This window comes from Bradyrhizobium sp. 1200_D9_N1_1 (genome assembly GCF_052075915.1).
In the GTDB taxonomy this organism is placed as follows: Bacteria; Pseudomonadota; Alphaproteobacteria; order Rhizobiales; family Xanthobacteraceae; genus Bradyrhizobium; species Bradyrhizobium diazoefficiens.
This window is the reverse complement of the sequence record NZ_CP197226.1, coordinates 8141686-8156084: the sequence shown is the minus strand read 5'-3', so window position 1 is coordinate 8156084 and position 14399 is coordinate 8141686. Positions and strand designations below refer to the sequence as shown.

18 protein-coding genes are annotated in these 14399 nt (G+C 57.4%); 15 read left to right on the top strand and 3 right to left on the bottom strand.

Going from position 1 to position 14399, the window contains the following annotated elements; translation table 11 throughout:
* Positions 1 to 17: 17 nt before the first annotated feature.
* Both AB5K84_RS38545 and AB5K84_RS38540 read left to right on the top strand, forming a co-directional pair.
* Positions 18 to 851, top strand: a complete 834-nt coding sequence (locus tag AB5K84_RS38545) for a host specificity protein (protein ID WP_441232739.1) — start codon at positions 18 to 20, stop codon at positions 849 to 851.
* Positions 852 to 1449: 598 nt separating this feature from the next.
* Entirely contained in the window at positions 1450 to 1833 is a 384-nt protein-coding gene (locus AB5K84_RS38540; RefSeq protein WP_011084562.1) for a Rieske (2Fe-2S) protein, read from the top strand.
* A gap of 21 nt (positions 1834 to 1854) precedes the next feature.
* On the opposite strand, the gene AB5K84_RS38535 is transcribed toward AB5K84_RS38540, so the two are convergent.
* The gene (locus tag AB5K84_RS38535) at positions 1855 to 2445 is read right to left on the bottom strand and encodes a hypothetical protein (protein WP_014497969.1); all 591 of its coding nucleotides are present in this window, start codon (positions 2443 to 2445) and stop codon (positions 1855 to 1857) included.
* Between the two features lie 259 nt (positions 2446 to 2704).
* On the opposite strand from AB5K84_RS38535, the gene AB5K84_RS38530 reads away from it, so the two are divergent.
* The 11 genes from AB5K84_RS38530 (at position 2705) to AB5K84_RS38480 (ending at position 9855) form a co-directional block, all read left to right on the top strand.
* Positions 2705 to 3025, top strand: coding sequence for an iron-sulfur cluster assembly accessory protein (locus AB5K84_RS38530; protein ID WP_011084564.1), 321 nt, complete (start codon positions 2705 to 2707; stop codon positions 3023 to 3025).
* Between the two features lie 33 nt (positions 3026 to 3058).
* Positions 3059 to 3352 (top strand): hypothetical protein, encoded by a 294-nt coding sequence (locus AB5K84_RS38525; RefSeq protein ID WP_131234256.1) that lies wholly within the window; start codon positions 3059 to 3061, stop codon positions 3350 to 3352.
* Positions 3349 to 4530, top strand: a complete 1182-nt coding sequence (nifS, locus tag AB5K84_RS38520) for a cysteine desulfurase NifS (RefSeq protein ID WP_011084565.1) — start codon at positions 3349 to 3351, stop codon at positions 4528 to 4530. Before AB5K84_RS38525 ends, nifS begins: the two co-directional genes overlap by 4 nt.
* Positions 4527 to 4751: a putative nitrogen fixation protein NifT gene (gene nifT, locus AB5K84_RS38515; RefSeq protein WP_011084566.1), complete on the top strand. Its 225-nt coding sequence runs from the start codon at positions 4527 to 4529 to the stop codon at positions 4749 to 4751. Before nifS ends, nifT begins: the two co-directional genes overlap by 4 nt.
* A 747-nt stretch (positions 4752 to 5498) precedes the next feature.
* Positions 5499 to 6998, top strand: a complete 1500-nt coding sequence (nifB, locus tag AB5K84_RS38510) for a nitrogenase cofactor biosynthesis protein NifB (protein WP_011084568.1) — start codon at positions 5499 to 5501, stop codon at positions 6996 to 6998.
* A gap of 10 nt (positions 6999 to 7008) precedes the next feature.
* Entirely contained in the window at positions 7009 to 7233 is a 225-nt protein-coding gene (locus AB5K84_RS38505) for a 4Fe-4S binding protein (protein ID WP_011084569.1), read from the top strand.
* Between the two features lie 250 nt (positions 7234 to 7483).
* Positions 7484 to 7798: a nitrogen fixation protein NifZ gene (locus AB5K84_RS38500; protein ID WP_028153326.1), complete on the top strand. Its 315-nt coding sequence runs from the start codon at positions 7484 to 7486 to the stop codon at positions 7796 to 7798.
* Positions 7795 to 8112: a hypothetical protein gene (locus tag AB5K84_RS38495; protein ID WP_014497965.1), complete on the top strand. Its 318-nt coding sequence runs from the start codon at positions 7795 to 7797 to the stop codon at positions 8110 to 8112. Before AB5K84_RS38500 ends, AB5K84_RS38495 begins: the two co-directional genes overlap by 4 nt.
* Positions 8051 to 8410: a DUF3024 domain-containing protein gene (locus AB5K84_RS38490; RefSeq protein WP_014497964.1), complete on the top strand. Its 360-nt coding sequence runs from the start codon at positions 8051 to 8053 to the stop codon at positions 8408 to 8410. Before AB5K84_RS38495 ends, AB5K84_RS38490 begins: the two co-directional genes overlap by 62 nt.
* A 33-nt stretch (positions 8411 to 8443) precedes the next feature.
* A complete protein-coding gene (locus tag AB5K84_RS38485; RefSeq protein ID WP_011084572.1) occupies positions 8444 to 8788 on the top strand; it encodes a hypothetical protein in 345 nt (114 codons plus the stop codon).
* Positions 8789 to 9507: 719 nt separating this feature from the next.
* On the top strand, positions 9508 to 9855 hold the full coding sequence (locus AB5K84_RS38480) for a (2Fe-2S) ferredoxin domain-containing protein (protein WP_011084574.1): 348 nt from the start codon (positions 9508 to 9510) through the stop codon (positions 9853 to 9855).
* A 405-nt stretch (positions 9856 to 10260) separates the two neighbouring features.
* Here the strand turns inward: AB5K84_RS38480 and AB5K84_RS38475 are convergent, their stop codons facing one another.
* Together AB5K84_RS38475 and AB5K84_RS38470 are read right to left on the bottom strand one after the other, a co-directional pair.
* Positions 10261 to 11004 carry an OmpW/AlkL family protein gene (locus tag AB5K84_RS38475; RefSeq protein WP_018647470.1) on the bottom strand — a complete coding sequence of 248 codons (744 nt, stop codon included), beginning with the start codon at positions 11002 to 11004 and terminating at the stop codon, positions 10261 to 10263.
* Between the two features lie 209 nt (positions 11005 to 11213).
* The gene (locus AB5K84_RS38470; RefSeq protein WP_011084576.1) at positions 11214 to 11639 is read right to left on the bottom strand and encodes an ArsC/Spx/MgsR family protein; all 426 of its coding nucleotides are present in this window, start codon (positions 11637 to 11639) and stop codon (positions 11214 to 11216) included.
* A 567-nt stretch (positions 11640 to 12206) separates the two neighbouring features.
* On the opposite strand from AB5K84_RS38470, the gene nifH reads away from it, so the two are divergent.
* Positions 12207 to 13091 (top strand): nitrogenase iron protein, encoded by an 885-nt coding sequence (gene nifH, locus AB5K84_RS38465; RefSeq protein WP_011084578.1) that lies wholly within the window; start codon positions 12207 to 12209, stop codon positions 13089 to 13091.
* Between the two features lie 104 nt (positions 13092 to 13195).
* Positions 13196 to 14014, top strand: coding sequence for a nitrogen fixation protein NifQ (locus AB5K84_RS38460; RefSeq protein ID WP_011084579.1), 819 nt, complete (start codon positions 13196 to 13198; stop codon positions 14012 to 14014).
* Positions 14015 to 14399 lie beyond the last annotated feature (385 nt).

The window sequence follows — 14399 nt, the reverse complement described above, 5'->3', positions numbered from 1 at the left end:
GATAGGAGAGCGATCTGATGTATGGCAGAGTCGTTGGCTCATCCAGCCAATCCACAAGCGCTAATCAAGTTGATGAACCGGGAGATAGCCCCCGCTTTGCGGAAACACTTGCAGGTATGGAGCCAGGCGGGTCGTCATCTGAAACAAGGGCGTACTATCTGAATTCCGGTCCGCCCATTGTTGAGATCGACCAGCTTTCCTTCGATCGAGGGCTGCAGAGATTTTTGGGCCGCGACATCATGAACATCGCCATTAATCCGCAAGAGTACTCAGACTTCGTATCAAAGAAAGCTGAGCGGGCAGCAACGGTTGCTGGCAGCTATAGCGCCACTCACTATGATCCAGCCAGGCCCGTGCGCTTCTTCAGCTATCAATTGGGTGACGAAACAGTTGGCCTGTTGAGAGCAGGAGGTCCGGTTCGGATCAAGGGGGAGACCTTCCGGGAAAAGTTTGGGCGCAACGATCTCACGTCCGTGGTGGACCTTCGGGTCACTCATCCCCTGGTTGAGAACGCGGGCGATATTTTGCTTGAGTACCAGCTGAGAGAGGATGGTGATGATCCCTTGATCTTGTCAAAACCAGGCTTGCCCGGCATGGAACCCCGCCTAGCAGAAATGGGTTTTGTTCATGTGGGTCGAAATCACTGGGTGCTTGATCCTCACCAGCATCCCGAGGTGTGGACGAAGAATGAGAACGACCAGTGGCAGCGAGTAGGCAAGCCTACGAAGTACCTTAGTAAGGTGGAGGATGATGATGCCGCCGCTGAATCGACGGTCCAGGCGGACTATTCTGACGAAGATGATCCGTCAGTCTATTTGGAGCGCGTTTTCACGGGGCTAAGCATGGAGTAACGCAACGGCGACCCTGAGCCATTTTTCGAAAGCTGAGAGCAGTGATATCGACACTCAGTTTCGAAAGCGAATTGTTGCACGATGAGCCGTCACCTTGCTTGAAGTGCATGTTGCCGAACGCGCATGGAGTAAGGTGGCTGCAATAGCAACACCGAACCTGAAGTGATGGGCGTTTGACCGTTCAAAGCGCGGGCGCAACAGTCTTAGTTCAAAGGGGGCGCGCGCTCGCTGCGCGCGCCCTGCGCCGGCTGGAAGCGAGCACATGGCTCTTCTGCGAAGGCCGCGACGCCGTGAGACATACGCCATCGGAGGGCACCGTGGCCCCGCTATGCGGCGTGGCCATTAACGAGCAGCAGCGACATCCGCCGCGTTTGGCCGTCCGGCAAGCCCGGAGCGCGGAGCAGCAGTTCTGCAGCTAGCACGGAGGGAACGAGAAGGCTCAATGTTCCTTTGTCTGAAATATACGCCGCTGTGCAACGAGATCTGCTGAAATAGCCAAGTTTGCGCGTCGGATGACCAGACACGATTCGTTTCGGCGCTCGTACGGTTATTGCAGGGGCAATTGCACAGCGACAATTAAGTCTTGCAAGAGCAACCTATGCAGCCAACTCTCGTCTATGCGATTTGCAGCTTTAACGACATTCCGAGCCGCCAGGCCATCGGATTTCATCTTATGGTCCTCGAAGATGACGGCAATCACCGGCCGTGGCCCATCATTGTGGTGCGATGGGGCAAGAAGGTGCTTGGCTATGTCAATAAATGCCCGCACCACAGCGTCAATTTGGACTGGGAGCAGAACGAATTCCTCGATCCAAACGGTATCCGGCTGATGTGCGGCAAGCACGGTTCGACCTTCGAACTCGGCACCGGGCGGTGCGTCGAAGGTCCATGTCAAGGTAGAGCGCTTACGCCGATCGCGTTGGTAGTTGTGGATGGCGACATCTGCGCCGTCGGTGTGCATCTCGCGGAGGACGATGCATGAGCCAACAACTGAAGACCGCCCTCAGACCGGGCGGTTCTCGTTGCGGTTTTTCACAGCCTCCATCCTCTTTAGTCCGTCGTCATACGAGATTTCCTCATAGGATAGATCGAGATCCCTTGTGGCATCGAGGAGGTAATCAAGCTTGCCGGCCGGATCGAGCTTCTTGATGTCGTCCTTGTTCAGCCCGACCAAGTCCATCATCTCCTTCCAAACCGTGGATTCATCGCAGGGTAAGACGTGGAAGTTAATATCGCCGAGCTTAACTCGATACTTCGCCAGCAAATCGATGTTGTTGCAGAAAATGAAATAGCTGCCGATTGGGCTCAAGGCACCGTCGAGGACGGTCGCGACGTCAACAAGATACGCGAAGGAATGTAGGTAGCCGGCCAGCACGGGGATAGTGCGTTCTCCGTTTTGGGCGATCGTCAGAACCTGCTCAATGGAATAGTCTGGCGGTCGTTTCTCGTCCGCGACCTGAGTCTGGAACTTTAGTGCGACGTCGCCGCGAAAGCCGAACCGGCCCGGCTTGGTGGTCGCGCCTTTGAATACGGCGTTGAGAAGGCGGCTCTCCTTCTCAAGTCTGCCGAGTGCAGTGTTCTCGATAGCGGTCATTAAATCTGTCCTTGATCTATGCTCTTCACCGACGCGTTGTCGGAGCCAGATGCGATGCAAATTGCCTGCCGTCGCCTGCGTGGCGGCGTTCAGTGAAGCTCGGAAAGAAAACGCGCCGGTGGCTGGCACCGCCTTACGTGCCTTGTCAGGAACCCGACATCCGTTGCCAGCCAAGGGGCGCGGAAATGAGCATCATCAGGCGTCTGCGCGCTGGCACGTGACTTGCTCTTAGCTGGGCCTAAGCTGACGAGGCAAAGACGTGATCAACCTGACCGATAGCGCAGTCAATGCAATCAAGAGCGCGATTTCATCTTCGGAGCGGCGGGCGGGTGGTCTGCGCGTCATGATCGAAGCAGGCGGCTGCAATGGATTCAAATACAAGATGGGCATCGCCGATGAGCCAAAGCCTGACGACACCGTGATCGACTGCGATGGGCTCAAGGTGTTTGTCGATAGCAAGAGCCGAGAGCATCTGGCCGGCACAACCATCGATTTCGTGCTGGCACCGGAGAGCTCTGGCTTTACCTTTCATAACCCGAACGCGGCCACCAACTGCTCCTGTGGAAAATCATTCGGCTGATGGAAACATTGATCAGGCGATAAGGAAAGGGCAATGAACCACACCGGCCGAACCAGACCGACTGAAGAACTCGTCGATCCCCACGATGCGAGAGGGTCCCGTTCGCTGCGCGAACGAAGAGATCGGACCCAATCGCCAAGCCGAAGCTGGCGCCTGTTAGCTGATCGGCACGATAGCAGCATGCTCTTGGCGCGGCTCGACAATGCTGGCAAGCCGTACAAGCTTCCGAGCGTGAGTCTAGAAGGGATTCAGGGGCACCTGGTAGGTAAGATCGGAGGTTTGGATCGCCTGGTCCTCGTTGTTGCTGCAGGCGGGGTGGTGCAGTGAGCGAGAATCGAGCGCCGATTTACCTCGATAACAATGCAACGACGCGAACTGATCCATCCGTCGTGCAAACCATGTTGCCTTTCTTCACTGAGCAATTCGGCAATGCCTCGTCCGCGCATGCCTTTGGCAACGAGGCCGCAATTGCGGTGAGGCAGGCACGGAGAAGCTTGAGCGGCCTGCTAGGTAGTGCATACGATCACGAAATCGTCTTCACCTCGGGAGGGACCGAAGCCAATAATGCCGCAATCCTCTCGGCACTTGCAACCCAGGAAGGTCGAGACGAGGTTGTCACCACTTCGGTTGAGCACTCCGCCGTACTTGCGCTAACGGAGCAATTGGCGGCAAGGGGAGTCAAGACGCGCATTATTGCCGTAGATGCTTGCGGCCGGCTCGACATCGAGGCGTTTCGCTGCGCGCTTGGGCCACGCACAGCGATTGCCTCGGTTATGTGGGCCAATAACGAGACCGGAACGATATTTCCCGTGAAGTGTCTGGCCGGGTGGACCCGTGAGGCGGGAGCGCTATTTCACACAGATGCGGTGCAGGCCATTGGTAAAGTACGCTTAAACCTAAAGGACAGCACGATCGACATGCTTTCACTATCCGCGCACAAACTGCACGGCCCGAAGGGGGTAGGTGCGTTATATTTGCGTAAAGGGACAAAATTCCAGCCGCTGATCTGCGGCGGATCACAGGAACGAGGGCGGCGCGCTGGGACCGAGAATATTCCCGGAATCGTCGGACTAGGAAAAGCTGCCGAACTTGCGGCGGAGCGGCTTGAACCCGAGCGCATCCGCATTGGCGCGTTACGTGACCGCCTTGAGCAGGGAATTTTGCGCAATGGCGAGTGCGTTGTGCTTGGCGACATTCGCAATCGTTTGGCGAATACGACTAATATTGCCTTCGACCATCTCGAAGGTGAAGCGATTGCCCACCGTCTTAACCGGGCGGGCATCGCCGTATCGCTCGGGTCAGCCTGCAGGTCGGGCTCAATGCAGCCATCGCATGTTCTGCGTGCCATGCAGGTGCCTGCGTGGCGGATGCACGGCGCCGTGCGCTTTTCTCTTTCGCGCGAAACCTCCCTCGCCGAAGTCGATGAGGCCGTGTGCGCTGTGTCAGATATCGTGACTCGCATGCGCGCCAGCTCCCGCGCCACGGTCAGGGAGCAGACCTCGTGAAAATCATGATCCGCCGCTCTCCGGACACGGGCTTGTCAATCTACGTGCCAAAAAAGGATATCGAAGAGTCAATCGTGGCCTCCGAGTACGAGACCCTATGGGGCGGCTGGATCAAAGTCGCTAACGGTTGGGTGCTCGATTTGCCCGAGATGGCGAGCGACACACGGTTACCGATCACAATCGACGCGAAGAAGCGGGATGAGAGCGGCGACGATCCATGAAGCGCTCACGGAGATGAGCGCTGTCGATGCGGCGGATGCAAAGGTTACTCTCGCCGACCTTGGCGCCCGCCCTGGGGACCGAGATCATTGTCGTCTCTCTCGTCCTGGCATCAGGGAATTGAAAATGCGATGTGCTGAGCACACCAGATGCATCGGTCGGCTTATTCGCCGGTAAGTCGGCGCTGTCTCGGGGCTTTGGGGGTCGACTGGCTGCGGCGCAGCATATCAAGATCAGCAAACGTCGGCCCGCCGCGACGGCATTGATGAGGCGGGGTTTACTCAGCCAGTCGGGACAAGGCGATTGCACCATCATCTTTGGCCCTCATTGCTGCCTGTCATATTCGGACGCGTGTTGCCCTAGTATTGGCCTTATGATGTCCGGCTTCCCCAGTTCGGATCGGGCCAATTGAGAGCGGCAGCGCGCGAAAGCCCGTTCAGATGAGCTGGATCGGGGCGAGCCCCGCGAGAGTGAAAAGCACACGAGATGGAGCCCCGAGTGAGAATGGCGACGCATCTGTCGCTTTGCCAACAAGCTCATCATTGCTGTCTTGCAAGTGCCAACGCTATCGCTGCGCCTACTCGGTGTACTGTGGTTGCATTCGCATCATCCTCGCCACGGCATGCAAGTTGCTAATCTTCCTGAAGCGCGCTCTAGGATGATCTGTGGGCGTCGATGCTTGCAGGGGAGTGATCTCGGTCGTGGAGCGCGGAAAATATATCAAAGCAGCGGTCAATAGCGGGAAGATCATGCAGTCCATAACCGAGCATAAGGGCTGCCGCGCTTCGGCGAAGACCGGGCGGGCGAGCTGCGGCTCGCAGGCCGGCCGAGGCGATCTGCCGGTCGAAATCTGGGAAAGGGTGAAAAACCATCCCTGTTACAGCGAGGATGCGCACCATCATTACGCTCGCATGCATGTCGCGGTCGCACCTGCCTGCAATATCCAGTGCAACTACTGCAACCGAAAATACGACTGCGCCAATGAATCGCGTCCGGGTGTGGTGAGCGAGAAGCTCACCCCTGAGCAGGCAGTGAGAAAAGTGATCGCGGTCGCGACGACCATTCCGCAGATGACGGTACTTGGCATCGCTGGTCCCGGCGATGCCCTGGCCAATCCAGCAAAGACGTTCAAAACGCTCGCGTTGGTCACCGAGGCTGCTCCTGACATCAAGCTGTGTCTGTCAACCAACGGACTAGCGCTGCCAGACTATGTCGATACCATCGTGAGGGCCAAAGTTGACCACGTCACCATCACCATCAACATGGTCGATCCTGAAATCGGAGCCAAGATTTATCCATGGATCTTCTTCAACCACAAGCGATACACCGGCATCGAGGCGGCAAGGATACTCACCAATCGCCAGCTTCAAGGGCTCGAGATGCTTAGCGAACGGGGCATTTTGTGCAAGATCAACTCGGTGATGATCCCCAATATCAATGATGACCACCTGGTCGAGGTCAACAAGGCGGTCACGTCGCGCGGTGCCTTCCTTCACAATATCATGCCGCTGATCTCCGTACCCGAGCACGGAACAGCATTTGGCCTCAACGGTCAGCGCGGTCCGACGGCTCAAGAATTGAAGACGCTGCAAGATGCTTGCGAAGGGAAGATAAACATGATGCGGCATTGCCGGCAGTGCCGCGCTGATGCGGTCGGTCTACTCGGCGAGGATCGCAGCGCGGAGTTCACCAATGATCAGGTGATGAAAATGGACGTCCATTATGACCTAGAGATGCGCAAGGCTTATCAAAAAAGGGTAGAGAATGAGCGCGTCTCCAAAGTCGCGGCCGGTCAAAAGGAGTTGGCGGGAGTCTCCGGAGAGATGAGCGCGATCACTGTTCTAGTAGCCGTCGCAACTAAGGGCTCGGGATTGATCAACGAGCACTTTGGACATGCAAAGGAATTCCAACTGTACGAGCTCTCCACATCCGGCGCCAAGTTCGTCGGGCTACGTCGTGTGGAGGGTTACTGCCAGGCCGGCTATGGCGAGGAAGATAGGCTATCCGTGATCATGCGCGACATCCGTGACTGCCACGCGGTCTTCGTGGCTAAGATCGGCGGCTGCCCCAAGAGCGGCCTGATCAAGGCTGGGATCGAGCCGGTCGATCAATTCGCCTATGAGTACATTGAGAAGTCGACGATCGCTTGGTTCAGGGCCTATGTCGGCAAAGTAAAGCGCGGGGAGATCCAGCATGTGCAGCGCGGCGTGCCCCCGCGTTGGCCTGGAGATCGGATCTCTGCGGCGTAAGGAGGAATATGTGCCATTCAAAATCATCGCCTCGCAGTGCACGAGCTGCTCAGCTTGCGAGCCTTTATGCCCGAACGTTGCTATTTCGGAGAAGGGGGGAAACTTTGTCATTGAAGCGGCGAAATGCAGCGAATGCGTGGGGCATTTTGACGAACCGCAATGTGCCGCTGCCTGTCCGGTCGACAACACCTGCGTGGTTGACAGGGCCTTGCCTCGCTACCAGGCGCCCGTCTGAAGTGTGGAGCCTGACCGGCAATGCAATCGCTGGTGCTGAACACGTCCCAAACGTCGCGCTGCGAACTGGCGGCTCCGCAGGCGCCGGCGTCTGCTCTTACGGACGGTGGCCGCTCTGGATTCCTGCGATGGGGCTGTTGCTGGCGGGCAGCACAGCCTGGCGACATTTCGGCGCTCGAGGGCGCCTCGTGATGCGGAGCAGAGTGTCCCCTCGGCGTGCCCCCGCGCCGTCGGTGCATGAGGAGCGAAATATGAACAGAATTCTCCGGGATAGCGACGCCGTCGAGCTAAGCGACCCACCCGCCTTCAGCTTTGGCCAAAAGCTTCGCGCCAATCGCGTCATCCGGAATGATGGCACCTATCCCGGCAAGGAGATCGGAGACGTCTTGGTCAAGAAGGGGGAGGTGGGCTACGTCGTCTCGATCGGCACGTTCTTGCAGCAATTCTACATCTACGGCGTGGAGTTTTTGGAAAGCGGCTACCGCGTTGGCATGAAACGCAAGGAACTTGAGCCAGTGGATGCAGGCGAGGAGGTCGATGATTTGCCACTACCGGAGGAGTCATGACTCAGCGAGGTTTTCCAAAATATTGGTGGGGCCAGCGGGGTAAACCGACAGCCGACCTGATCAAGCACCGCTCATCGGTCGATACGGAGACGGACGGAGCTTCGCTCGCCGCCAGGCCGAGCCGCCAGACCGTCATCGATACTCTCAACAACAAAGCGCATGAGCCTATCTTTATCGTTGATTTTGGTGAGGAGCTGCTCATCTGCTGGAGTTCAAGAGAACATCAAAAGGCATTGAAGGGAGGCTTTCATCATGAATTCCGCACTGATGAGGAAAGTAAAACCGGGGTTGGCGCGTCATCTCAACGAGCTTGATCGCAAACGGATCGAACGCGGCTTGAGCGCGCGGAAGCGCTATCTCTACGTCTCGCCAAACGTGACGCCCGTGTGGGGCGGCTACTGCATCGAGAGTCCCTGCTGCTCGCGCAATATCGACAAGGATGGCGCGCTCGTCGATGTCGCGCTGATCCTTTATGATGGCGTGACCGGGATCTGGAAGCTGTTTCGCAAAAATCATGCGGGGGGAGTCTGGGAATTTTACAGCCTCTATCATCGCTTGATCCCTGCAATCGACGAATTGAATGCGGATCCTGAGCGCCTGTTCTGGCAATGAAGGACCACCGTCCCCGAGGATAGAAGAACGACGATGGCGATCACGACCGAGGAATTGATCGAGATCGAACGGCTGCTTGCTGCCGATAGCGACGGCATGGGTCCCTTTGTCCAGCTGCGCCGCGGGCGGGGCGTGATGCGTGAGTTCGACACTCAACGCGGGCGACCGGGATCGCATTGGCCAAAGGAATGTTGGGCCGTGAGCAATGAGCCGGCCGAATACGGCGCAGTGCTGTGCAAGCCTACCGATGATGTCTTGGAGTGGTGTCGCATGGTCGAGCAGTGCTACGACGCGCATCTGCAATCACGTGAAGGAGTCCCGCTAAGATATTCGAAATCGACCACATTACAGTCGAGCTTGTCGGGTGTCAGCTCGTGATCGTAAGCGGCCAAAATAAGGAATCGGTATGAGCTTGTAACAAATCATCATCCACGTCCGCTTCGCCCCGAATGGGCGGGTGATACAAATCGGCCAGCGTCCAGGGAAGCTCACTCCGAACGGGTGGTTCGATGTCCTCAACACCCGTGCCAGCTCGGCTTATCAGCCGCTCGCTCGTGGCCGCGGGGTATTCCGGTTGAGCCGAACTGCTGTCGATACCTTAAAGCAGGAAACGACGGGGCCGGGTTGAGCGAACCGGTAACCGCGATTTGATGAGTGAACAGATCGAGGGCGACGCCGTCTCTCCGGCCGACATTATTGTTCTGAGCGAGGCCATGGGCATTCAATCGCTGATAGCGGCGAGAACGTCGGCATTGCCGCAACTTCCCTCAATTGTGAGGCGCGCTATGACGCATTTGGTGTGCAACTTGCTCTTCGAGAAAGTTGATCGGGGGGATTGTTGCATGAATGAGAGGTCTCGATGCCGGGAGAAGAGGTTGTCATTGATCAGCAGGCGACCTTCGGACGTGAAGGTGCCTATCGCTCATCTCAGCGACGACAGCGAGTAAGGCGCCCGACCATTCCGACTGCCTTCGCAAGCGGGAGTTGGTGTCAGCAGGTGTCCATGCGCCAATGGACGGTCATCGTTGGACATTGCGGGCGGCTATGCGCTCACATCTCATCCCGACAGCTGAAATTCACTATCAGAGGATAGGCGCGTGAACTCAGAAAAAGAATTTCATCTCCCTCAACTCTATAGGCACCATGTCTTTGCGTGCAACACGCAGCGTCCGCCAAACCATCCCCACGGCAGTTGTGGCGCCTCCGGCGCGCAAGCTCTGTGGGATCGAATGGGCAAGGCGATCGAAGCGCAAGGCCTCGACGATATTGGCTTCGCGACTGCGGGCTGCCTTGGCTTTTGTAACTCTGGTCCTTTGCTGGTTGTCTATCCCGACGGAGTCTGGTATCGCGCGACCACGCCTGAGGATGTCGACGAGATCGTCATATCCCACCTCAAGCACGGCCAACGTGTCGACCGGCTTGTGATAGTGCTCAAGCGAAGCTAGAGGCGTCGCTTGGCGGCCGCTTGCCGGGTTAGCTAGCATGGTCGGCTCGACGTTGGGGGGCGGATCGTCTGAGATTAACCGGGCACTTCGCGGCCAAGATTAGGCTGTCAGCGGCGTATCGCCTTCTTATCAGGCAAATGGGAAAATGGCTTCGGTCTTAAGCGTGGCGAAACAGACGTATGATCATATTCTGAGTCGACGTTTGTGTAATGTTACTCACGTGCTGCGCGATTCGTAACTTGCAGCGCGAGCAACGCCAGCGGTTCCCTCTCTTGCGAGCTGACGCGTCGATGGCGCGTCAGCCGGCTTTCCGTGTCAGTCCGGCGAGAGTAGGAGGCGAGCTCGATGATCCTGCTGGGATCCGAGTTTATCAAACGGCCTCTCCACTCTGGCTCTGCTCTAACGTCAGAACTTGTAAGCGACGCCGCCGCTGACGAGCCATGGATCAATATGGGCGCGGCCCGTAACGGCAATCGCATTGTTTAAGGTGGCCGAGTACTCCGGCCGCAGCCACAGCTTTTTAACGTCAAAGTTGAGGCCCCAGTGGCGATCGAGCATGTAATCGAAACCGAATTGGACTGCCGCGCCGAATTGGTTTTTGATGTTTAGATCCGTGACGGAAAGCCCGGCGAGCGAAGTATTGGCTGCCGATTGGTTGAAGAATACAGTGTAGTTGATGCCCGCGCCGACATAGGGCTTAAGCGGCCCAAAATCGGTGAAGTGATATTGCAGGGTCAGTGTAGGAGGCAAGAGCCAGGCTTTGCCGATATCGAGCCCTGTGAGCGCGCCATTGCCGCTGACGTGATGGCTGGTCACGCCGAGAATGAGTTCGGCGGCTAAGTTAGCTGTGAAGAAATAGGTGATGTCGAGCTCTGGTATAGCTTGATCGCTGATCGAAAGCCCAGAGTTGGGTGATGACAGCAACGGCGTCCCTGGAACGTTGACGGAACTGCCTGCGGTATCCGGCAAAACGCCAAGCACGCGCAGGCGGATCATCCACGGGTTGCGGGGTTCAATAGGGGGAGCTTTATAGTAGACCGGCGCCGGACCCAGATCAGCACCACGTACCGAGTTGCTGGCCAACGAGGTCGCTAGCGCGAAGACCGATACAGTTGCCAGGACTGTTCTTGCTCTCATCGAATTCTCCATTCCAAAAGTCGCGCGAGAAGCCGCGCAAGGTCTCTGTCACACATAAGGAACGGCGAAAGATTTGATACCAATCAAATATGGGAGCGATCGTGCCGCTCAGTTGCATCAGGATCACAGCTGCGAAACACGTTTTGCTAAAGGAAATACTCGCGCCAAGCAAGCCGCAAGTCGAGAACGTCATTCTTCTGGTGTGATCGTCCGGAACAGGCTCATTCGCTTGATCCCATCTTCGGGCAGCGCGTGCGAGTTGCTTGGTGCAGGCATCCCTGGAGATGCTCCTGCGTCTGGTGGCCAAGCAGCGACAGCGCGGGCTCGCGATCGAGCCCGGCACATCGTATTCCGTCTAAGTCGATCAACGGTCGTCGTATCAGGAGTGGATCACTCACCATCAATGCGAGTGCGCTCGCCGCGTCGATAGAATCGAGATTGACTTCGCCCGACTTGACACGAGGCGCGGCTCGGTTGAACCAGGAGCCGACGGGCATATTGCGAAAGAAGCTGCGCAATTCGTCCGCATGCCATGGCTCCTTCAAGATGTCCTGGACGACCACGTCATGACCGGCGGACTTTAGCGCTTGAATCTGACGCGCGTTCGTGGCGCAGCCGGGCTTCTGATAAAAGATGATTGTAGCCACGGCGTACCTATGTAGGCGTGCTATGCTGGGCGAATAGCACAGGGCTGCTGCTTCCCGGGAGCCATTCGAAGTTCTTGACAGTCAACGTCAATATCAGCGCATGGTGCGCCCTCAGCGAATTTGCAAAGCCGCTGGCCCGTCTCATTTTGACTCCGTCCGGCATCTTTACTCCTCACATGGCTGAGCTTGCGCGAGCGGCAGCAAGTTCTGTTCCACAATGGCGGCATCGGCTAAGTCAGCCTATTTGGCTGTTGGCGTTCATGTTTGCGATTGTTTGTTCGTTGTCTGACAGCCGGGCAGATCTTGTCAGATCCAAAACAGCCTACGATCGCGCGCCGGCTGGTTGCTTTTGGAAACGTAATCAGAAGCTTAAGGTGCCGGGTTAGACCTTGGCACGGCTGTTGCTGATAAGCGGCAGCAACACTGAGTGAGGGCTGAGTGCACGCCGACGTGTAAGGCGAGCGATGCGCTCCTTCCCTTGAACCCGTGTGCCCCCGTTTCTGCGAGGGAAGCAAAGCTCGCAAAAGAAGCGCGCAACGTTTGGCAAATCGGTTGATGGAGAGCAGCATGGCTTCACTAAGACAAATCGCCTTCTACGGGAAGGGCGGAATCGGCAAGTCCACCACTTCGCAGAACACGCTAGCGGCGCTGGCAGAGATGGGTCAGAAGATCCTGATTGTAGGGTGCGATCCGAAAGCGGACTCGACTCGCCTTATTCTGCACGCCAAGGCTCAAGACACGATTTTGAGTCTTGCCGCGAGCGCCGGCAGCGTGGAGGATCTAGAGCTCGAGGACGTAATGAAGGTTGGCTACCAGGACATTCGCTGCGTTGAGTCCGGTGGCCCTGAGCCAGGTGTCGGCTGCGCCGGCCGCGGTGTCATCACCTCGATCAATTTTCTTGAAGAGAACGGAGCCTACGAGAACATTGACTATGTTTCTTACGATGTGCTTGGCGACGTTGTTTGCGGTGGCTTTGCGATGCCAATCCGCGAAAACAAGGCGCAGGAGATCTACATCGTGATGTCTGGTGAAATGATGGCAATGTATGCCGCAAACAATATTTCCAAGGGGATCCTGAAATACGCGAACTCAGGTGGGGTGCGGTTGGGCGGCCTGATCTGCAACGAGCGGCAGACCGACAAGGAATTGGAACTGGCGGAAGCGTTGGCCAAGAAGCTTGGCACTCAACTGATCTACTTCGTGCCGCGTGACAATGTGGTGCAGCATGCAGAGCTGCGTCGCATGACGGTGCTTGAATATGCACCCGATTCCAAGCAGGCTGATCACTATCGGAAACTAGCGGCCAAGGTTCACAATAATGGCGGCAAGGGCATCATCCCGACCCCGATCTCAATGGATGAGCTCGAGGACATGCTGATGGAGCATGGCATTATAAAGGCCGTGGATGAATCAATCATCGGCAAAACCGCCGCCGAACTCGCAGCCTCGTAAAGGCCGCGAGTCGCCGCCTTGCGAAGGCGAGCGACAGATGCCGGTCTCCCTCACCCCCCTTCCCGGGGGGGCCGGCATACTGACGATCGGCCGCGAAAACCAGAGTGCGCCGTGACGAACCACGCATTGTGAAAAACCGCAGAGTTATGTCCGAGCCGCACGTCCTTCCGTTCACGACTGCCTGTGCTGCTGACGCCAATAGCCAGTTGCACAAGGGAATTTCAACCTACCGGCTGCTCACCGGTGAACATCCTGCAAATGCCGATATCGCCATCGACAGCAATCTCGATCGCCATGCCCTGGCGTCTATCCTGGCGGCTGCCACGATGGATGGTGGCTGTCTGTCTGAGAAAGTTGGCCTGTCCGGCGTTGAATTGGCGGTCTTACTGGAGCAGCACTTTCTCCCAACCGGGATCAGGGCCCCGGAGCAGGCCGCGCCCTTCAAGCGGGAAGAGGATGAGGAGATCGCAATGCTTCGCGATCTGTTGCTCAAGCATCGCTCGACGGAAGGGGATATCGGCCGGTGGCTGGCTGCGATGATCGCGCGCCGCGCCATGGAGCCGGACCATCTTTGGGAAGCTCTCGGCTTGCGTGATCGTGGCGAACTCTCGCTCGTGATGAGCCGGCATTTCGCGCCGCTCGCCGCGAGCAATGTCAACAATATGCGTTGGAAGCGCTTCTTCTACCGCATGCTTTGCGAGGACGAAGGCCTTGCGATGTGCACGACACCCGTGTGCAATCAATGTAACGAATTCAACATCTGTTTCGGTGAAGAAAGCGGTGAGAGCCGGATGGCCGAGCGTCGGCGCGATTTGCTGTTGCAGGCCGCAGCATGGCCGGCTGTGTCCAGCGGCCGGGCATCTGAAACGCCAGGAGAGACCGCAGTCGCATCGTTATCCGAAAAGGCTTCACCGCATTTGTAGGCCGCAGGTCGGAGGAGGGCGCGGATCACCAACTTGGATGCGAGCGGACGGCCGTGTGGTTAAGGCGGCAAGATCGAGTGCTAGGCTACAGTTCACCCGTGTTGGTGCGCCGCAACGGACCTGTCGCACCAAAGGGCAACGCGTTCGGCCTCATAGCGCTGTCGCATTTGCCACGATGCATTTGCTGAACAAGGTCATAAAGAGAAGCGTGACTTCTTGCACTAGGTCGGCCGTTAGGATCACAAAGACTGCGGCGGTAACGGCGGGCGCGGTCAACAAAAACATCGCGTCCGCGCAATTATCGAAGCAGATCTTCCGCTTACCATGATGGAGTGCCGCACGGACCCGGGAAAGAGGCGCCGACGCGAGGGTCGACGCAAGGGTG